Origin of the sequence: Limisphaera sp. VF-2, from assembly GCF_049537125.1 — a bacterium.
Classification (GTDB): Bacteria; Verrucomicrobiota; Verrucomicrobiia; order Limisphaerales; family Limisphaeraceae; genus Limisphaera.
This window is the reverse complement of record NZ_JBMVQY010000003.1, coordinates 48,262-68,427: the sequence shown is the minus strand read 5'-3', so window position 1 is coordinate 68,427 and position 20,166 is coordinate 48,262. Positions and strand designations below refer to the sequence as shown.

At 63.5% G+C, this 20,166-nt stretch carries 13 protein-coding genes; 6 read left to right on the top strand and 7 right to left on the bottom strand.

The features are described 5' to 3' along the window. Positions 1-18: 18 nt before the first annotated feature. From ACPDIT_RS10480 to ACPDIT_RS10470, 3 genes are all read right to left on the bottom strand, one after another. Positions 19-312: a hypothetical protein gene (locus ACPDIT_RS10480; protein ID WP_423443257.1), complete on the bottom strand. Its 294-nt coding sequence runs from the start codon at positions 310-312 to the stop codon at positions 19-21. A gap of 675 nt (positions 313-987) precedes the next feature. Beyond that, positions 988-1,764, bottom strand: a complete 777-nt coding sequence (locus ACPDIT_RS10475) for a hypothetical protein (RefSeq protein ID WP_423443256.1) — start codon at positions 1,762-1,764, stop codon at positions 988-990. Between the two features lie 335 nt (positions 1,765-2,099). Then, positions 2,100-3,533, bottom strand: a complete 1,434-nt coding sequence (locus tag ACPDIT_RS10470; protein WP_423443254.1) for a cellulase family glycosylhydrolase — start codon at positions 3,531-3,533, stop codon at positions 2,100-2,102. Positions 3,534-5,557: 2,024 nt separating this feature from the next. Here ACPDIT_RS10470 and ACPDIT_RS10465 point away from each other — a divergent pair. The 3 genes from ACPDIT_RS10465 to ACPDIT_RS10455 are packed head-to-tail and all read left to right on the top strand — an operon-like array spanning position 5,558 to position 7,430. Beyond that, positions 5,558-6,109, top strand: a complete 552-nt coding sequence (locus ACPDIT_RS10465) for an ArsR/SmtB family transcription factor (RefSeq protein WP_423443252.1) — start codon at positions 5,558-5,560, stop codon at positions 6,107-6,109. Continuing rightward, entirely contained in the window at positions 6,091-7,164 is a 1,074-nt protein-coding gene (locus ACPDIT_RS10460; protein ID WP_423443250.1) for a permease, read from the top strand. Before ACPDIT_RS10465 ends, ACPDIT_RS10460 begins: the two co-directional genes overlap by 19 nt. A gap of 32 nt (positions 7,165-7,196) precedes the next feature. After that, a complete protein-coding gene (locus tag ACPDIT_RS10455; protein ID WP_423443248.1) occupies positions 7,197-7,430 on the top strand; it encodes a thioredoxin family protein in 234 nt (77 codons plus the stop codon). Positions 7,431-8,111: 681 nt separating this feature from the next. On the opposite strand, the gene ACPDIT_RS10450 is transcribed toward ACPDIT_RS10455, so the two are convergent. Both ACPDIT_RS10450 and ACPDIT_RS10445 read right to left on the bottom strand, forming a co-directional pair. Beyond that, positions 8,112-8,906, bottom strand: a complete 795-nt coding sequence (locus ACPDIT_RS10450) for a sulfatase-like hydrolase/transferase (protein WP_423443246.1) — start codon at positions 8,904-8,906, stop codon at positions 8,112-8,114. 417 nt (positions 8,907-9,323) lie between these two features. Further along, complete coding sequence (locus tag ACPDIT_RS10445; protein ID WP_423443244.1) at positions 9,324-10,010, bottom strand: hypothetical protein; 687 nt, start codon at positions 10,008-10,010, stop codon at positions 9,324-9,326. 317 nt (positions 10,011-10,327) lie between these two features. Here ACPDIT_RS10445 and mgtA point away from each other — a divergent pair, with 317 nt between their 5' ends. The 3 genes from mgtA (at position 10,328) to ACPDIT_RS10430 (ending at position 16,889) form a co-directional block, all read left to right on the top strand. Continuing rightward, a complete protein-coding gene (gene mgtA, locus ACPDIT_RS10440; protein WP_423443242.1) occupies positions 10,328-12,991 on the top strand; it encodes a magnesium-translocating P-type ATPase in 2,664 nt (887 codons plus the stop codon). 1,576 nt (positions 12,992-14,567) lie between these two features. Continuing rightward, positions 14,568-15,539 carry a phosphotriesterase family protein gene (locus ACPDIT_RS10435; protein ID WP_423443240.1) on the top strand — a complete coding sequence of 324 codons (972 nt, stop codon included), beginning with the start codon at positions 14,568-14,570 and terminating at the stop codon, positions 15,537-15,539. Between the two features lie 783 nt (positions 15,540-16,322). Beyond that, a complete protein-coding gene (locus ACPDIT_RS10430) occupies positions 16,323-16,889 on the top strand; it encodes a GNAT family N-acetyltransferase (RefSeq protein ID WP_423443239.1) in 567 nt (188 codons plus the stop codon). A gap of 264 nt (positions 16,890-17,153) precedes the next feature. On the opposite strand, the gene ACPDIT_RS10425 is transcribed toward ACPDIT_RS10430, so the two are convergent. Then, positions 17,154-18,332, bottom strand: a complete 1,179-nt coding sequence (locus tag ACPDIT_RS10425) for a class I SAM-dependent RNA methyltransferase (RefSeq protein WP_423443237.1) — start codon at positions 18,330-18,332, stop codon at positions 17,154-17,156. A 346-nt stretch (positions 18,333-18,678) separates the two neighbouring features. Beyond that, positions 18,679-19,989, bottom strand: a complete 1,311-nt coding sequence (locus ACPDIT_RS10420) for an ATP-dependent 6-phosphofructokinase (protein WP_423443235.1) — start codon at positions 19,987-19,989, stop codon at positions 18,679-18,681. Positions 19,990-20,166: the final 177 nt, after the last annotated feature.

Here is a 20,166-nt window from a genome sequence, read left to right as displayed (position 1 = left end):
CTGTCAGTTGGCGCGGGATTAAGGCCGGCTGGGTTCGATGAGGAACTGCGGCCCTAGCGCTTTAGGCGGCGGTTGATTTTTTAATTCCATGTTCTTCCCCTCCACGCCCGAGCTGCTCTTGATGCCGTGGGCTCGGTGGCCCCAATCAATACGCAAGCGGCCCCGGATGCGATGGCAGGTGTTTATCCCGTCGCGGTTGGCCATCAGGTAGCCGACCAGGGCGGAAAACTCCCTGGGCCCGTGCCGGAGCATGGGGCTGGTGCGGAGCGCCTCCAGGGGTGTCTGACTGTCCCCATTCAAGGTCCGGCACATGAGCCGGTGCAATTCCTCATGGTCCACAGCGGTTGAAGCCCGCCGCGCTGGAGCTAGCCCCCAGCGGTCCGAAACCTATGGCCGGAAGGCGGAATAGGTTTCCCCCTGACCGTTCTTTGCCCTCATCGCCATCGCGCAAGACGACGTAGAACTAAGGCGCCGCCGAGCTGGCCGTTAAACCGGCCGATCCAATGAGGGCCTAAGGCCTCGTACGGACTTGCAGGCTGTTGAAAATGCGGTTTTCCCGACTCAGAGGGTGCCATGACTACCTCTTCCAGGATCTACATGGGTGACTGCCCCTCCCGGATCAGCTGCGCCCCTCTGCCACGGGACGCTTCCTGATCGCCGCGCGGATGTTTGGGCCCCGCCGGACCCGGGATCTGAAACAAATCATCGCTTCGCATGGTAGCCACTGCCGGAATCCGGTGGGACATGGGACAATCCTGCGACTTGGGCCGGAGGCCACTTTATCCATGTCGCCGGCTGCCAGCCACCGACTGTCGGCTGCTCTAAAAGCCCCAAGCGACGTCGCGCAAGTTGAATTTGGCTTCCCTGCGGACCCTCAATGCGACAAGCCACCCAGGCTGTCGCTTCGCGGCAAGCTGGGCGGAAGGAATTCCCATGGTGTTCAAAAAAAAAAAAAGACCCTCTCCGAAAGACGATTGCACAAGTCGTTCATCTGGAAAGGGTCTTTGTTTTTTTGGAAGAAACACGTTTTTCACCAGACTGCCAAGGTTGCGTTTGCAGCTTTTGTGAGTTGCCCCGGCAGCGCGCACGTCGAACAGCCACGACTGCTCCAATCCCGGCCAGGAGGAGCCCAAACGTTCCGCCAGCATCGGGGACAGAGGTGCCCGGCGGTGGAATCGGCAGACCGCCTTGAATGATCTGAAGGTCGGACACTAACAGACCAGTCGGATTCCCACCCCATTCCTGATTCAATACCTTTACCACGAGCGTATTCACCCCATCCAGGAATCCGCCCTGAATCGAGAACCATTGCAAATCCACAAATCCCCAGAGGTCTCTGGCATAGCCTGTGTCCTCGCCGTTGAACCAGATTTCACTCCAGTTGTCCGAAGCCCACCTCCCAACAAGAGTCAACGTTTGCGGATCGATCCCGCCCAGATCGACGATAAACTCCAGTTTGTACGTATAAAGCCCGGGCGGGTCATGAGGCCAGGTGCTCTCGGTAGGGTTCGGCCCGATCCAGGCCGACCCTTCGGGCGGCGTCACCCAGGCTTGGTGCCCCGGGCTGTGATAGACAATCGGCACGCGATACACCGTGTCCACCGGGCCTTGCACCACCCAATGCAATTCCGCTGCATGAAGCGGGATCACCTGACCGGAGTCGTCCACGCCGGTGTTGTACAGGCCGCTGACGGAGATGGCCCGAGTGTCGATGCACACGCCAATCCCCAGGAGCATTGCTACGACGAGGGAGTTTGTTTTCATAGCTTGGAGCACGTGATTGATGGATGAGTGCAGCTTCTGTAACCATGGGGCGGAACCTGCCCGCCCCCCCTCGTCCCATATCACAGGCGCCCGCCACAGTCAACGCTGGTGCTCGTGGTGTGTGGGCAGAAGGAGGGCAATTGACGTCCCACCCGCGCTCGAGCCGAGGCCGTGCCCATCTGCCGCGACTGTGCCCGAAGAAGAGGAGCAATCCCTCGGAGAAGAGGTTCGTGTGGCGGCCTCGTGGACAGATGGGCAACCTTGACATCGCTCGCGATGCCGGCCGAGAGTCCCGCCGCCACTGTCAACTGCGTTTCAGCGATCCCGAGGCCGATTCATCTGATTCGCAACCGCAGCGCAACGTCCTCTTCGAAGGGCGGGCTGGCCAACGACGTCGGCTCGCCCACAGCCCGAACCGTCTCCCGCTTTTCGACCTGGCCGGTGCGCGGTTGAATCCATTCTGCCGTGTAGGTGCCCGGGGGCGGGCGCAGCAGCAGGGTCGCTTGCACTGGACCCGTCGGCGCCGCCTTGTCCCGTGGGTCGCGCCCCAGATACAGCGCGTAAGCCCGCCCCGGCTCCGCCAGAACATAGGCGCGATGGCCGGGCGGCACGCCGCCCACGAGCACCTCCGGCGCCGGGCGCATCCGCACAAAATCCAGACTTTCCAGGAACTCCCGCAGGACGCGCATCTGTCGGCGGAACACTGCGTTGCCGCCGCCCGGCTGGCTGGCCGGATACACGAAGGTGCCATCCTCGAATCCCACGGCGAAGGAATAGTCCAGATGACTGAACAACGCCCCGCCCGCCAGCAGGAAACTCCAGGCCTCGACCCTGTACGGCCCGTCGTTCGTCCCGCGAAAACCGGTTTCATTGTCTCCAATGACCTTGTTCAGCCCGTAATTCATGGCCACGGCGTCGGGCGGGTAGGCATAGTGAAAATTGAAGATCGAAATGGCCGGATGCGGGTTTTCCACTTTGGCTCTCTCGTTGGCAATGTTCATCGAGATCAACTGCCGCGCGCCCACGGCCTTTTGCGTTTCCACGATCACGTCGGCGATACGGTGTTGCCAGGCCATGCTCACGCCGCCGAAATAGGGCTCGTTGCAGATCTCGTAGTACAGGTTGTCGAAATCCTTCAGCTCGGTCACGAATTTGCGGACCAGCGCCTCTTGAAACGGCAGCAAGCCGCCATGGCGGTCCAGGGTGTACACGTTCGTGCGAGCCACCGCGCCGACGCCGTTGATGTTGTTGATCGCGTTCATCGGGCTGAGCTGCCACATGGCCTCCTCGTAAAAGGGGCAGAAGAGGTTCAATTCGACGACCACGCCCCGTTCTGCGGCCCGGGCCAGAAAATCCTTCAGCCGGGCGAAGTAGTCCGGGTCCCACCGCGTGAGATCGAACTTGTTGCCGCCGTTCCGGTAGCCGGGCTGATCGCTGCGGGCCCAGGGACAGATCAACCGGCCCGGGGCGGGGGCCAGCGTGTTGCGCGCGATGTTGAACGCGCCCGGGGGTTCGCAGTACACCCCGCTGAGGGTGCGGGTATGGTTGAGCCCGTCCCGGGCCAAGGTGTCCAGGTATTTGCGGTAGTCGAAGTCCAGGTTCAGCACGGCCCCGTAGTGTTCTCCCGAACCGATCAGCACCGTGGGTCGGCCGCGCCACACGAAATAATGCGGGTTCTCCGGGTGCAGCGCCAAGGGGGTTGCGGCGAAAAGCGATCCTCTGCAGACCATGAGCGCAAGTGCGGCGGAAACCAACCAATGATCACGCATGGCAGAAACCTACCCCCACGCGTCTCCCCGGGCAACGATCTGCGGGCCCCCGGGCCCGGGGTGAAGTCCTGGTGCATTTGTCGTGGCCGGAAACCCGCTGGCTGGAAGCACTCATTCCGGGCCCTTGGAGGCCGAGATTCATGAGGCCGGAGGCAGCGTGATGCCAATCTGCGTCCTTCCGCGACTCACGACTTCTTACTGGGCTCCGGGCGAAAGACACCGGAACTATTTCAGTCGTCCTCCGCCGAGTTCAGTATGGGCGTCAGAGCATGCTTCTCGTGCGGGTCTTAAGGTGGCCGACCGGGCGCCGAGGGCTTGCACGACCCTCGAGCGCCCGGCGCCCGTATCCCCCACGGTCCAAGAAGAACGCAGACCGAGCCCGTCATCTTGCATTTCGGATGCGCTTTGCACACCGGAAATCCTGCCCTACGCCCAGAAGCAGCTGATCGATCTTCCGGGGGCCACTCAGCAGCGCCACATTTGCCATTGAGTTCTCCGGCTTTGCGCCACATCACATCAATGAGCATCTCCGCGTCGCTCAAGGTGGGCTTGCAGACCTCCAGCTGGATGCTGTGTCGATGCTCCTGCAGATCCGGAATGCTTTGAAAGGCACAGACAACAAACCGATCGGCCGTTGCAAAACCTTTCGGGACATAGCACCACCAGCACCCCGGAGGCGCCCGCAATGCCCAAGGCCTGACACTGCATGGCAGCCTCATGGGCCTCGGCCATCGATTCATGCGCTTTTGCGAGCATGTTATTCCCGCGTTCCCGCAAATAGTGCATCCCTTTTACCATGCGCTGATTGCCCAACCGTCTTTGCTTGACTTTACAGTGGTTGCGAGTGGCAACCTTCCACGTGCAGGATTTGTTGCGAAGCCAATGGTACCACTCGTTTGCGCCCATTCAGCTAACCAGGGTTCCATTTGCCGCGCTGAGTTCTCTTTCCCATTCCTGATTGTGGGGCTTTATGAATGCCCAGCCCTTGAGGTCTACCTTCCGGGCTTCGGAGTCATGGGAATGCCATAATGATCCGATGGCCAGCGGTAGAGAACTGTCTCCAGTCAGAGGCATACGGAGCATGGATTTCGAAACGCCTGAAGGCAAGACGGGCTTCCTCGAGGGCTCGGAAAAGGTTTGTTGTGCTTTACGTGCACCTCGTCAAGCTGCCGCAGGGAAGCCCGGTTGACTGCGCTGGAAGACGGTGTTCCGCGAGGGGCCCGTGTCAACCCTCCAAAACCAAACATGCACGGTGCAGGGAGGAGCAACTTGTCGCAAGATGTTCGCGGACAAACTTGTGCTCGAAGAGGCCTTGTCGAAGGAACCGCCTGCAGGCGCGCCTTCGGGGAATGAAGGGGCATGTTTGAGCTTGTGCCCGGTCGCGGGCTGGCGGCGCTGGCGGATCCGCGGTGGCTGGCCCTGGAGGAGGCCTGAAGGGCTGGTCCCGCGTTAGGTGGTCAGGGGTCGTCGGAATTGTTAAGAAGTCTCATGCTCCGGTATGGCGGTGATCGCTGCACCGCGGGCGCGATGGCTTTCGAGGCGGGGGCGGCCAACCAGGGGGCCGAAGACATGGCTGGCGGCGTTGACCAATGGTCAGCAGTGCCGGCAGTGACACGGGGATGGGATTCGAAGCGACGAGCAATCCACCGCCCGGGGTCCGAAGGCTCGGGGTCGGCATCCGAAGGCGATGCGGAGGCCGACGCGGCCCGCGTCGAGTTCCCTTACCGGTCGGGCTGCCTATCACCACGCTCCCGGTCCGTCGGGCCGACAGGTCGACATGCCGGAGCCCAGTTCGAGGCCACATCCTCGTCGCGCCAGAACCTCGGAGGGACGGCGAGCAGGCGGGTCAATTCGGTTCGCGAAAGCGGTCGGGAAACAGAGAAAGCTTCTGCCGCCTCCACAGCACGGGATCGGGCCGAGTCTCTCTGAGCCCGGACGGGTAAGTCCCTCGGCTGTCTCCTGCAAACTACAGGAAGCGCCCCGGCGAAACCCACCCATGGGTGGACCTCTGGGTGCTCGATTGAATGCAGAGGCAGGGTTGGTGTCCGGGGCTCCGCCATCGGGTCGGGTGGTGTTGCGTCCGAAGCCCGGATCCGCCCGGAGGGAAGCGGCGGGGCGGCAATGCTCAGGGATCGCCGCGAGGGCGGGGATGGCGCGGGCGGTCGGGCAGGGGGGCTTTTCCGGGCCCGGGCCGGACCGCGGTTGACAGATTTAGCTACTTGGCTAAATTGCTTGCAGTCATGGCGGCGAAGCTCTCCAGCCCAGGACAACGAAAAGCCCGGGCCCGGTTCCCGGGAATGCCGGTCCATCCGTCCCGTTTGCACATCGTCGAGAAACTGGCGCGCGGGGAACGCTGCGTCGGCAAACCGGCCCAACTCGCCGGAGCCGAGAGACCCACTGTCTCGCGTCACCTGACGCTCCTCCCTCGGGCCGGCCTTGTGGCCGATCAGAAACGCGGAGCGCAGGTGTTTGATGGGCCGAACCCCTCGCGGGTGGTTGGACCTGTTCCGGTATCTGGAGCGGCTCGGGCGTGGCCGCGATCGAAAGGAGTCTTTCCATGGGATATGAATGGCTGAAAGCCGGTTTCCTGGCCGTTTGGGATTACGTGGCCCTGCACGTCTTGACCTGCCTGGTGCCCGCGTTCCTGCTGGCCGGCGCGATGGTCACGTTCATCTCCAAAGAAGCCATCATGCAGCATCTGGGCGCGGCGACGCGAAAACTCAAGGCGTTCGCCCTGGCGGCCGGCGGCAGTTTCTTCGTGGCCGCCTGTTCCTGCACGGTCATCCCGGTGAGCAGCGGATTGTACTACGGGGGCGCGGCCATTGGCGCGGCCTTCGTACTGCTGTGGGTGGCACCGGCCTCCAACATCCTCTCGCTGGTGTACACCGGCAATGTGCTGGGGCCGAAACTGATGCTGGCCCGGCTCGTAACCGCTCTGCTCATGGCGTTGGTCGTGGGATGGGTGATGTCCCTTGTGTTTCGCCGCGAGGACCGCGAACGAATGGCCGCCCTGACCGCCGCGCAGGCCGACCCGCCGCGCAACTCCGGGGCCACACTTCGAGTGGTCGAAGGGCGGGATCTCGTTCTGCTGGGTCTCCTCGTGATTTCCCTGCTGGCTCCCAATTATTTGATCCAGAAAGGTCCGTTTTGGGAGAAGGTCGTGGTTTGGGCGGCGGCCACCGTGGCCGTGTTCGGGTACGCCGTGCGCGTCAAGTCGAGGGAAGAGTTGAAGCGCTGGTTGGTCGAGACGTGGTGGTTCGTGCGCATCATTTTCCCTCTGTTGTTGCTCGGGGTGTTTCTGGTGGGGGTGATCGGCAAGGTGTTGCCGGAGGCGTGGGTGCAACGCTGGCTGGGGGGCAACAGTCTTCGGGCGTCTTTCCTGGCCACGTTACTGGGCAGCGTCAGTTATTTCGCCACGATGACCGAGGCGCCGTTCGTGGACACCCTGATGAAGATGGGCATGGGACCCGGTCCGGCGCTGGCGTTGCTGCTGACCGGCCCCGGCCTGAGCCTGCCCAACTGGCTGGCCATCGGGAGGGTGTTTGGTGTGAAGAAGGCGGTCGTGTACGTGGTCACCATTGTCATTTTGGGCACGCTGGCCGGGTGGCTGGCGGGCCAATTCGTGTTCTGAACGCCAACCCACTCCAACCTGCACCTCGAGCCATGAAAATCGAAATCCTCGGTCCGGGCTGTCCCCGGTGTCACGAAACCGAACGCCGCGTCATCAACGCCCTGGCCAAAGCCGGTAAGGACGCGGAGGTGACGCACGTCTATGACCTCAAGGAAATCGCCAAACGCAAGGTCATGTTCACCCCCGCGGTGGCGATCGACGGCGAAGTGAAGATCAGCGGGCGAGTGCCCTCGGAGGAGGAGATCTTGAAGCTTCTGGGAACTTGATTGCCAGGTCCGCGACCCGGCGCTCGTTGGGAGGGATACGCCGGTGTGCAAGACTCCTGGCCGGGTCGAGGCCAGCGCAAAGGTGAAAAGAGTCCCCAGAGTTGATGCGGGCCGGAGCGGATTACGATGCCCCGGGCGGGATGGCCGCTGCCGAGCAACCTTTGTGAAAACGCCCCTCTGAAAGCGGCCAAGTTATCCGCGAGTCCTCCGAACTGTGGAAGGCGAGCCTGCTTGCGGTGACCATGATCGTGGCAAGCGCTTCTCGCCCGGCTCACGTTGAACGGGCACGGGCCGTGGCCTTTCGGTGCAGGTCACCCTGGTGAGCAGCGCGACGGGTGAGGCGTCGCGGGCGGCCGGTGCCCCAACAGTGGGGCCAAAACCGCCCCTGACCTGATGCCGGCTTCGAGGCCGCGAGGTGCCGGTTCTGCCGGATGGGTGCACCGGGACGCGAACAGTTGAAACAGGAGCACGCGGTTCGGTTACAGGTCGGGTTCACCCGCATTGCCCAAAGCTCCGCGAGGGCCGGGAATCTCTGGGCGCGGACCCACACCAGCCGTCAACGCACGGAGAAGCAGATCGAGGTTGGAACCCCTGCGGGGGGGCTGAGGCATGCAGCAGGTGTTCGCGCAAGTCAGCCGCGCAGTGGAGGACGCTGGACATGCCGGGCGGGGTGGCCTCCGTTCACGGCACCTTGAACACGCGCTTCCGCGAACGGCAAACTGAAACCCGAAGCCCCTGCCCGGGCAGACAGGCAATGTCATGCGACGTCCGCTGCGGTTCGGTGGTCGCGGGAGCGCGGCGGAGGATCCCCGGCGAGTCTCCGCCGACTTCCGTCGGCGACCACTTCGCTGCATTCGCGCTTCCCTCGGAGCACATCAATGAAGGCCGGTGGCGTTCAGGTCGTGGACATTGCGCCCGATCATGACGCACCTCCGGGCTGTCAGGGTGGTGGGCCGGCACGCGCACCCGGGCCGGATCATGGATGAGAGCGTGTGGTCTCTTCCGCACCGGGCTCTTCTGCGTGACGGTGTGAGTGAAGATCGCGAAAAACGGCCGAGCCGGCGGGCGATTGGAGCAGTGCGCGCGACCGGAGGATTCGTCCCCAACCCGCCCGGGTTGGATCAGGTTGTAACCTTCCTTCTCGTTGTTGGTGCAGGAGTAACCCGCCTCGCGCAACAGTTGCGGGTACATGTGCATCCCCGGCGGCAGCGGCACCAGACCGCGCATATGCTCGGCCGCCAGCGTGGCCGAGTGCACTCCCATGATGATGGTCGTTCGGGCCGGTGCGCACACCGGCCCTGCCGACCAGACCCGCGTGTAGATCATACCGCGCCCGGCCAGCCGATCGAGATTCGGCGTCGCGGCATCGGAATTTCCGCAACCGCTCAAGTGCTGTTCAAGCTCCTCGCACGTAATCCATAGGATGTTTGACCGTGCCGCGCGGCCTGCTGCCCCCAAGGCAGCGGCTGCCGCCACCCAACCCGGCCCCGCCCATGTCGGCGAAACTCAGGTCTTCATGGATTGTGGCGACACGACGCAGCGGCGGCCTGGCACCCGACGACGCCAAAGCGCACGGCAGCAGGGGCTCGGTTGATCGCCCGAGGGGACCGCGGGTCGAGTGCAACCGTTCGCCCGCGGGCTGTGCTGAACCTGAAGCCGCAGGAGCAGCGTGCGCCTTCACCCCGCTCCGTTTGCGAGCGTTCAAATCGCGGTGCCGAACAAGTGCTTTTCCGAACCCCCACCGCCTGAAGGCAGTAAACAGGGTGGCATGGACCGTGGACGAGCACTGGATGCAACCGGTTCGCGACATTCTCCGATCGAGTCAGCGATCGCGCATGGTGGGCAGCTCCGCTGAGTCCGGGCGTTCTTGTGGGCGGCGGTCCGGGGCGATGGCTACGGCTCGCCGCCGCAACATCGCCCGCCTTTGCCCCCTTTCCCCATCTCAAACAGAATCTTGTCCAACAGTTTCAGGTCCGACGGCGAGTTCCCCTTGTCCACCTCTCGGGCACACGCCAGTGCATGCTCGTTCGCTAACAAAACCTCTCGAAAGGTGCTGCAGAACCTCGCGTAACGGCTCACGGGGTTGGACGCAGGGGATATCCCCAGCGCGCACTCGGCTCGGGAGTCCAAAATGGGAAAAACGTCCGGCCTCAAAAAGTGAAGCACTTTCGCTGCCCAAACGGGCCATCGCTTCGTAGCTGTGAAAGGTCTCAGGAGCAGCTCGAGAACACCCTCGTCGGGTGAATGGTATCGCAGGGGCCGAGACTGAGCGACTTTGGCGCCCCACTCGTCCAGGATGGGAGCCAAGTTTTTGGCAACGAGGCGAGCCTCGTCCACGATCGAGTGAGGGAGGAATCGCTGCTGAACCGCACCGTACTCTTCCGCAACAAACCGGAGTTGCTCGACCTGCTCGTTCTCGTCGTCGGAGAGGCCGCCTTGGAACAGTTCATAGCCCTCGTGATCCAAATCGATGTTTCGCCGCCCCTTGTAGCAGCCGGCGTTGTACTCTCGGATTGCCTGGATTGCGATTTCCACGGGGATGATCAAAGCATGAAGATGAAATTGTTGCGAACGGCTCATGCGCCAATTTCGGTGTCGAACATGTCATCTGGCTGTTCCCTCTGCAAGGACCTCCACGCAGGTGGTCCATCGGGCCGCCCTCCGAGCGGCAGTCGTGCGATGAGAACACAAGATCGCTCCGGCCCAAATGGGCTCCAGGGACGCAAACCGGCGGAGACGATCATGCACCCGTGCATGCTTCACACATGCTTCACCCGGCAGATACGCCTCCGCTTCCGAGACCAGGCACCGGCCGGCTGCCTCGCGTCCGTGCTCGCCGTCCGCGCTATTGCTGAGAGGCGCGGTGCCGGGTACGGTGCGGCCATTGCTGGACGAGGATGAGATCGGACCGGATTTCATTTGCGCAGGGCTTTCGAGATCTGGCGGAGGCGGCGGCCGCAGACGCCTCCGAGGTGCTTCGGCGTCTGGACAGCTCCGCGCACGGGCTGAGCTGGACGGAGGCGCGCCGGCGATTGGAGGAGTTCGGGCCAAACGAGGTGTCCGCACAACGGCCGCCGGGTTGGCCGGTGCTGCTCTGGAATGCGTTGAAGCATCCCTTCAACGCGATTTTGGCGATTCTGGCCGTGATTTCCTGGAGCACGGGCGACTGGAAGGCGGTCGTCGTGATGGTCTCGATGATCACCGCCAGTGTGGCGTTGCGGTTCTGGCAGGAGGCGAAGTCCCAGGTCCAGGTGGCCTTGCTCCGGAAACTGGTGCGCAGCGAGGTCACGGTGGTGCGGACCGAGAACAAGGGCGTCGAGCGCAAACCCAACGCGCTGGATCCGCTGGCATCGGACATTCCGACATCCGAACTGGTGCCCGGCGACATTGTAAAGCTTTCGGCAGGGGATTTAGTGGCGGCGGATTTGCGGCTGTTGGAATCCCGCGATCTGTTTGTGACGCAGTCGGCCCTGACCGGCGAGGCAATGCCGGTGGAGAAGTACGAGCCGGAACGCAATCGGTCGCGCCCCGGGCCCGCCGACGAAGCGCCGCCAGCCGAGGTGTTGGATTCACCGCATCTGTTGTTCATGGGCAGCAGCGTGGTCAGCGGCACCGGAAAAGCCGTCGTGCTGGCCACCGGTGCGCGGACCTGGTTTGGGGCGATGGCGGCCGGGCTGTCGGCGCGTCGGCCGCCGACCGCCTTCGACCGCGGGGTGCAGCAGGTGACCTGGTTGCTGATCCGGTTCATGCTGGTGATGGCCCCGACGGTGTTTCTGATCAACGGTCTGCTGAAGCAGGATTGGCTGGATGCGTTTTTGTTTGCGGTGGCCGTGGCGGTGGGGCTCACCCCGGAGATGCTGCCCATGATCGTCAACGCCAATCTGGCGCGCGGTGCAATCGCGCTGGCGCGGCAGAAGACCATCGTCAAGCAATTGCAGGCGATTCAGAACCTGGGGGCGATGGATGTGCTGTGCACGGACAAGACCGGCACGCTGACGCAGGACAAGGTGGTGTTGATTCGACACGTGGATTTGTGGGGGGCTGACAGCCTTCGGGTTCTGGAGCATGCGTATCTCAACAGTCTGTTTCAAACGGGGCTGAAGAACCTGCTGGACCGGGCTGTGATCGAACGGGCCGAGGCGCTGGGTATGCGGGAGGTGGCCAAAAGTTGGTGGAAGCTGGACGAGCTTCCGTTCGATTTTGTGCGGCGCCGAATGTCGGTGGTGTTGTGGCGTTCGAAGCGGGAGCGGGTCTTGTTCTGCAAGGGGGCGGTCGAAGAGATGCTGGACATCTGCACCTGTGTGGAAGACCGCGGCCGCCGGGTCGAATTGACCGACGAGCTGCGCACGCAACTGAAACAATTGCGCGACCGGTTGAACGAGGATGGCTTGCGGGTCATCGCGGTGGGCTACAAACCGCTCGGCTCATGCCCGGAGCGCGTGCGCGTCGAAGACGAACGGGAGCTGGTATTCTCGGGGTTTGTCGCGTTCCTCGATCCGCCCAAGGAGACGACCGCCGGGGCATTGCGCGCACTGCGGCAACACGGGGTGCGCGTGAAGATTCTCACCGGGGACAATGGCGTGGTGGCGCGGAAGATTTGTCGGGACGTGGGTCTGGAGGTCGAACAGGTGCTGACCGGCGCGGAGATCGAGGCGCTGGACGAGGCGGAGCTGGCCGGGCGGGCCGAGCGGACGACCATCTTTGCCAAGGTCTCGCCCTTGCAGAAGGCGCGCATCGTGCGCGTGCTCAAGAGCCGGGGGCACACGGTGGGATTCCTGGGCGACGGCATCAACGACGCCACCGCCCTGCGGGAAGCGGATGTGGGCATCTCAGTGGACACGGCCGTGGAGGTAGCCAAGGAGGCAGCCGATATCATTTTGCTGGAAAAGAGCCTGCTGGTACTGGAGCAGGGCATTCAGGAGGGACGGCGCACCTACGGCAACGTGATCAAGTACATCAAAATGACGGTGAGCTCGAACTTCGGCAACGTGCTGAGCGTGTTGGTGGCCAGCGCATTTCTGCCGTTCTTGCCGATGCTGCCGGTGCAACTGCTGGTGCAAAACCTCCTGTACGATTTGTCGCAGATGGCGATCCCGTGGGATGTGATGGATGCCGAATTTCTGGCCGTGCCGCGCACCTGGGAAACGGACAGCATCGCCAGCTTCATGCTCTGGATCGGCCCAATCAGTTCGTTGTTCGACATCGTGACGTTTTGGGTGATGTGGCATCTGTTCGGCGCGAACACCGTGGCGAAGCAATCGCTCTTTCAATCCGGCTGGTTCGTGGTCGGATTGCTGACGCAGACGTTGATCGTGCACATGATACGGACCGAGAAAATCCCCTTCGTGCAAAGCACCGCCGCGCCGCTCGTGCTCGCGACGACGTCCATCATCATGGCGGTGGGCGTGGCCCTGCCTTTCTCTCCGCTGGCGGCGGGATTGCATTTGCAGCCGCTGCCCGGCGCGTATTTTCTTTATCTGCCGAGCGTTTTGCTCGCCTACTGCCTGGTGACCCAACTGGCCAAGGCGCTCTACATTCGCCGCTTCGGTCGCTGGCTTTGAACCCAGATCGCCGCTGAGCCAAGAGGGATCCGGGCCGGGGTTGAGGCCTTGAAATCCCCATGAAACGGCCTGCCGACTTTGGACACTGAGGCAGGGTCGCCAGCCGCTCCGGCTGACCATGGGGAGAAGGCCAGGCGGAGCGAACCTGAGACGGGGAAAGCAGCGTCGCTTGTTGCGTTCCGTTGGCGGGCAACTGGCATTACGGTGCAGTGGGAATGGGAGGTACTGCGCGTCCAAATCGGCAACACGGTTGCCACACCGAGGTGAGAGATTGTCCACGGGAGGCCCCCGCGAGGACGTGAGGATGGTGTTGCTGGAGCTGTTGTTCCCACCGGTCGGTTGGGGTTGTAGGTGCCATGCGGCACAGCCGACGAGCCGGGTCGCATGTTTGCCGCCTATCGACCGTGCAGAGGTTCCGGAGGCGCGATTGTTCCGGTTCATCCACCGGCCGAGGAAGTTTCTAGCCACAATTCCCCCTGAGGACCGGCGGTGGTGGATGCAGATCATGACCCAATCAAGGCGCGGGCGGGCGAGCTCCTGGGAACCGAGGATGAAAACATCTTTCTCCCGGTCCCACTCAGCGACATGCCAGTGCGTGGAATCGTTTGTGTGACAGAGTGTTGGAAAGGTCATTCTCAGCCGGGAAAACACCCGAGCATCCCGAGGTTTTCAAGGATCAGTGTTACGAAACGGCCTTTCTCGATACCCTGACGCAGACCAAGGACCGGGGCGCCCAAATCACCTGCGTTGCCGCTCCTTGTAAAGCTGGTCCCTTGTCGACACCCTGTCGGTCGGCCGATCACCTCCACATTTGGCCGAGATTGTTTGTGGACGAAGGACAAAGGCTGCAGCTGTCCGGTGGCTGCTGCAGGAATGCGGCAGGTGGCCTTCATGGTCGACGAGAACCTCCCCAATTCAATGGGCCTTTTGTTAAAGCTTTGCTGCCGGCCAGCCCTCGGCTGCGGTCTGGCGGGGAACTGCAGAGATCCTATTCCCAAGCGCTGCAAACGTCACATTCCCCAGGCAAAACTGAGCACGGCGTCGCTTCGGAAAAACCGTTTTGGGAAGGACCTGATTCTTAGCCTGCGAAACAGCATGTGAACTTCAGTGACGCGCGACGGACGGCGTTCGGGGCCCTGGCCGTTTTACCCGGTGCGGGTGGGGCCCACAACGTGGGAGATCGCATCGCAGCCGGGGGCGAGCCGGGCCGGCCCTCGCCATTTGAGAGGGTGACCGCCGGGGGTTGCGGCTCTCAGAAGCTTGTCAAGGGCGGGTTCGCAAGGGAGGATGCCGCTGGATTCGCGGTGTGGAATGTCGCATGTCAGGGAAGCTCTGGAGTCGGTTTGGACGGGATGGCGCCCTCTGCGAGCGCTTGTCGGGCACGCAAAGAAGCGGGGCGCCGGCGAGGGCGGGGGCACGGGTGCGGGAACTTGCGCCGGGGCACGGGGACAAACCCGGGGCGGCGTGGACACGTCGCGATTTCCTGCAGGCGTGCGTTCTGACGGCCGCATCAGGCGTTTTCAAGTTGCACTCGCAACGTGCGGCTGCGGCTGAGCCGGCCGGGGACGCTTCCGTCATGACCGTTCGCGGACCGGTGCCGGTCTCTCAATTGGGCCGGGCCCTGACCCATGAGCACATCGTGACCGATTTCCTCGGAGCGGCGCGGTGGGCCGGGCCGAGGTACGATCTGGAAGCAGCGGTGACCACGGTTCGCCCCCACCTCGAGGCGCTGAAGGAGCGGGGAGTGAGTGCGCTGTTCGAATGCACGCCGCAATACATTGGCCGGGGCGTGCGGCTGTTGCGGCAGCTGGCCGAGGCCACCGGCGTGCACCTGGTCACCAACACCGGCTACTACGGGGCGGCAGGCTACAAGTACATCCCGCAGCATGCGTACGAGGAAAGTGCAGAGGAGCTGGCCGAACGATGGCTGCGCGAATGGCGGGAGGGAATTGATGGCACCGGAATCCGGCCGGGATTCATCAAGCTCGGCACGGATCGCGGTGCGTTATCGCCGTTGCACGAAAAGCTGCTGCGTGCGGCTGCCCGGGTGCATCGAAGGACCGGGCTGACCATCTGTGGACACACCGGGGACGGGGTGGCCGCGATGGATCAGCTCCGGATCCTGGCCTCGGAAGAAGTGGCGCCGGAGGCCTTTGTCTGGGTGCATGCGCAGAACGGCACAGACGCCGACCGGATCGAAGCGGCACGGCGCGGGGCGTGGATCAGCCTGGACGGCTACAGTCTCGCCCCTGGCGTGCCGGAGCGGTATCTCGAGGCGTTGCTTGCGCTGAAGTCGGCGGGTTGTTGGTCGCGGGTGCTGGTTTCGCATGACGACGGCTGGGCCGTGGAGGGGGAATCGCCCCGGCAGGCGCCCTTGAGGTTGTTTGGCAACGGCAATCCGCAGCCGTATCGCTCGTTGTTCGAGAGGCTGCTGCCCGATCTGCGAAAGGCCGGTTGCACGGAAGCGGACCTGGATCAACTGTTGCGGGCGAATCCGGCCCGGGCATTCGGCATTCGGGTGCGGAAGTTGCATGCCAACTCCACCTGAGAGAGCGGGGAGCGAGTGCGGCAGACAGCCGGACTCGACAACCAAAGAGGTCGGCCACCCGACGGATCGCCCGGGGAATGCGCAAAACCTCCACCCCCACCCGTGAGCCTCCTTTGGCGGCATCCGGGAGGTTTTCGACCGTGGGGCCCTCCGCGTCTTTCAAGCTTCTCTGGGGGGCGTCCCGACCTGTGGGTTCACCCCGTGTGATCGGCAGCAGCGTGTTGCAAAAGGGCCATGCCTCCTCGAATCTGGCGCGCAAGTCGTTGACCGGGAAGGAGATCCTTTGAGGAAACGCGTTTTTCTCAACCCTGTGACCCGCGGCACGTGTCTGCGGCCTTTGCGGGGCGGGTCGGGCTCGGGCCGTGCCACTTGCGGTGCGTGAGGGAGTGCCTGTCTTGTGCCAAGATCCTTGAAATCAACCTGTTAGCAGCGGCCCTGGGGATCGTTCCCCGAGTCTGGAAACGGTGGGTCGGCCCCGGAGCATTCCGGGTTTGGGACACGGCCGAGGTTCGTCTGGAACGATTGCATCTTCTTGATGCCGAATGCGTTGTGGAGGATCCGCCCGGCCATTCCTTGACACCCTGTTCGTTCTGTTCGTAGCTTATCGGCGTGAATGACGATGCAACAGACGATGGTCCGAACCTTTCGTTCGGGGTAAGGGCCCGATTGTTGCTTCGCCTTCCTGCCCCGCGTTCAGGGCGGATCGTACCCTGAGCCGGCGGCCTTCTCCATGAACTTCGGTTTTCGAGATTCGTCGAAGCGTTTGCTTTTCCTTGGCTGGTTATGAAGAGCTCGACCGTGTCCCCGTCTGCCAAGCCGCGTCGGCGTCGGCGCCGTGCCGACTCCCCGGCCATTGAAATCCGCCAGATGCGCCTGGAGGACCTGCCGGCGGTCTATGCCCTGGGTCAGAAGCTGTTCACTGCGGAGAAATTGCCCACCTTGTATCGGTCCTGGGATGAGGACGAGGTGATGAAGCTGTTCAGCACGGAGCAGGAGACCTGTTTGGTGGCCGTGGCGGGGGAAAAGGTGGTCGGATTCGCTCTGGGCAGCCTGATGCAGAAGCGCGGCAGTGCCTGGCGGTACGGATGGCTCGAGTGGCTGGGGGTGGACCCGGAATGGAGCCGTCGCGGCGTGGCGACGCGCCTGATTCGGCAGTTGACCAGCCTCTTCATCGAGCGCGATGCCCGGATCATGCTGGTGGACACCGACGAGGCGAACGAACCTGCCCTGGCGTTCTTCCGGAAGATCGGGTTCGGACAGGAACTGAGGCACGTGTACCTTTCGCAAAACCTGGACACCCACCCGGAAGCCATTCAGCGTCGCGAACGCCTGTGGACCGAGGAGGAGTAAGCCGCGGCGTGGGTTTGGTTTTACAGGGACCGGACCTCCGACAGTGGGAGCCTGACGTGCGGGCCGAGATGGGTTGGGGTGCCGCGCAGGGCGGCTTGTCTGGTGGAACGCGGGTTCCGTCCCGGCTCTGCGTCATATCCGCAGGCACTGCAGCATCGCAGGATCGGCGACAAGCGGCATCTTCCCGGGCTGTTTGAGCTCCTCGAGTAGTTCCGCCGGCGGAAGCACTGCTCAGCCGCACGCTCTTCGAGGGGTGGGCGGGTTTCAGGCTTCGGGCTTCTCGGACTCCAACGGCGGCGTTCCCGGGTGGGTCACTCGGTTCGTAAGTTCCGCCACGCACTCCACGTGTTGAGTTTGCGGAAACATGTCGAGGGGCGTGACCCGTTCCAGGGTGAATCGCCCTTCCTGACAGAGGGCCCGCAGATCCCGAGCCAGGGTGGCGGGATGACAGGAGACATAAACGACTGCCGCGGGCGCGGCCGATCGCAACGCGTCAACCGCTTCGCCCGTAAGCCCTTTGCGCGGAGGATCGACCAGGACGGCCACGGAGTTCGGGGCGAACCGCTGCAGCAGCCCGGGCAGAAGTTCTTCCGCCTTGCCGGCCAGGAACTCCCCGTTCCGGATATTGCGCCGCGCCGCGTTCTCTTGCGCGGCCCGGATGGCTCTTCGGTCGTACTCCACGCCGACAAACGACTCGACGGCGTCTGCGAGTTCGATGCCGAAAAAGCCCACCCCGCAGTACAAGTCGATCAGGTGACGGGCCCCGCTGCGTTGCACGGCCTCACGGACCACTCGGACCAACTCGGGCAACAAATGAAAGTTGTTTTGGAAAAAAGAGTCCGGGGGCACGATCCAATCTTGCGGCGGCAGGCGCAGGACGACTTTCAAGCCGCTCTTGGGGGGTGGATGAGCCCGCACTTTTTGCAGTTCCTCGTTCAGGGCCGGCTCGGCAATCTTGCACTCCACCACGTCCTCGACCAACCCGCAGTCCCAACGCAGGAATCCCACGTTCATCCGACGTTCCGGCTTGTTCCACTGGCTGCGCACCATGATGCGGTTTCGATACCCGTACGGTCGAGGGCAACCGATCACCGGCTGGACCACGGAGGGATCGAAACCCCCGATGCGTTGGATCAGGTCGGCCACTTGTTTGTGTTTGATGCGCAACTGGGTTTCGTAACGCAGGTGTTGGTACTGGCAGCCCCCACAGCGACCGAAGTGCGGGCAGGCGGGCGGGACACGCTCCGGGGAGGGCTCCAGCACCCGCAGGAGCCGCGCGCGGGCAAAGTTGGCCTTGCACTCGGTGATCTCCACCTCCACCGTTTCGCCCACCGCGACGAACGGCACGAAAATCACCAAACCGTCCGCGCGGGCCACCCCTTCGCCCCCGAACGCCACATCCTCGATTCGCACGGACAACTGCTGTCCCACCGTAACCTTCACAAGCTCCAAGGTATGCGCCGGAGCGTGGGGAGCAATGCCGTCTCCGGGAGCAAAGGGGCCGCACTTGCCCACGGGTCCGGAGGCCGCTGACATCCGGAGGAAATGGGGAACGCCGCCCTGGGCCACCGACTCTCGTAGCCCCCTGGGCCGACACAAGTGCCCGGCGGCAGAATCAGGCGAATCCGGGGCGGGCAAAAGCTTCGGGATCTGAGCCGCGGGTAAGAATCGGACTTTCCCCGTCCACGGGGCCGGAACAAACGGGCTCGAATGCTGCGAACCCGCTGAAGGCGTGGTCTGAATTCCGGGCCGGATGACGAACACCCCGGCAGCGCTCCCGGTCCGGCTTCTATTCCCAGACTGCGGGTTGGCCGGTGCACGCCAGGACGCTTTTCCACAAAGCCCCGGCCGGATCCACTTGTTTCTTCCCGGAAACAGCCAGCGGGATGGGCACGTGGGTGAAAACGCCGTGCCACAACCCGATGACCACGTTGGTCTTGCCCGCCATGCCCGCATGGACGGCGTGCCGGGCCAGCGCATCGCAAAAGATGGCGTCTTCGCTGTTGGCGGGCACGCTGCGGATGAGGTAACTGGGGTCGAAGTACTTGACGTCCACCGGCACGCCGGCCTGACGCATGTGTCGCACAATGTGGTTGCGCAGGAACGGGCCGATGTCGGGCGGGCGGGGATTGCCGGAGGCGTCCGTCTCCGTGGGTTCGTCCCGTAACAGTTCTCGTCCCACGCCTTCGGCCACCACGACCACCGCATGATGACGCGCCATCAGTCGTCGCCGCAGGGTTTCCAAGAACCCCCGGGGTCCGTCGAGTCGCAATGGCACTTCCGGGATCAGCGTGAAGTTGACCTCCTGACTGGCCAGGGTGGCCATGGCGGCGATGAATCCGGCATCGCGGCCCATGACCTTGACCAGACCCACCCCGTTGTACGCGCTTTTGGCCTCGTTGTGCGCGGCATCCAGAACCTCGCGCGCCTTGTCCACGGCGGTTTGTACACCGAAGGTCCGTTCCACGTAGAGAATGTCATTGTCGATGGTTTTGGGCACTCCCACCACCGCAATGGAGAGCCCGCGCCGCAAGATTTCCTCGGCAATGGCCCGGGCACCGCGCAAGGTGCCGTCGCCGCCCACACACAACAAGAGGTGGATGCCGCGGCTGACCAGGAAATCCACCATCACATCCACCGGCTGGGGGCCGCGCGAAGTCCCCAGCATGGTCCCGCCCTCCTCGTGGATGGTGTCTACCAATTCCGGGCTCAAGCGCAATGGCGGCTCGCCCACCGCCGGGTTCAACCCTGCATATCCGTAGCGCAAGCCCAGTACTTCCGGCACGCCGTAGTTGTAGTGCAGTTCCAGAAACGCGGAACGGATCACGTTGTTCAAACCGGGACACAATCCGCCGCAGGTCACGATCGCCGCCCGGGTCTGGCGCGGATCGAAGAAGAGCTTTTCCCGCGGTCCCGCCTTTTCGAAACACACTTCGGCAGCCGGCTGGCCTTCCGCCTCCCATTCGACCTGAAACCGCACGCGGGCCCCATCCGGCACGAACCGTGGGAGTGCGGTGTCCGCCCGGCCCCCGAGACGCAGGGGCGAGGGAAAGGTGCACGGTCCGAGGGACGCAATGGCAGTGTCGTGAGGCGCAAGCATGGCACGGGTAGGGGTAGCTCCGCGACCATGGGCGGGTCAATCCCCGCTTTTGCCTGCGCCGTCGGGACGGACAGGAGTCTCCGGGTACACGCCTTACGAGGAGCGGGGGTGGGACTGGAAACCCGGCGTTCCGGTGGGCTCTGGGGAGCCGGGAGATGGAGGCCGCAAAGGCGGCGG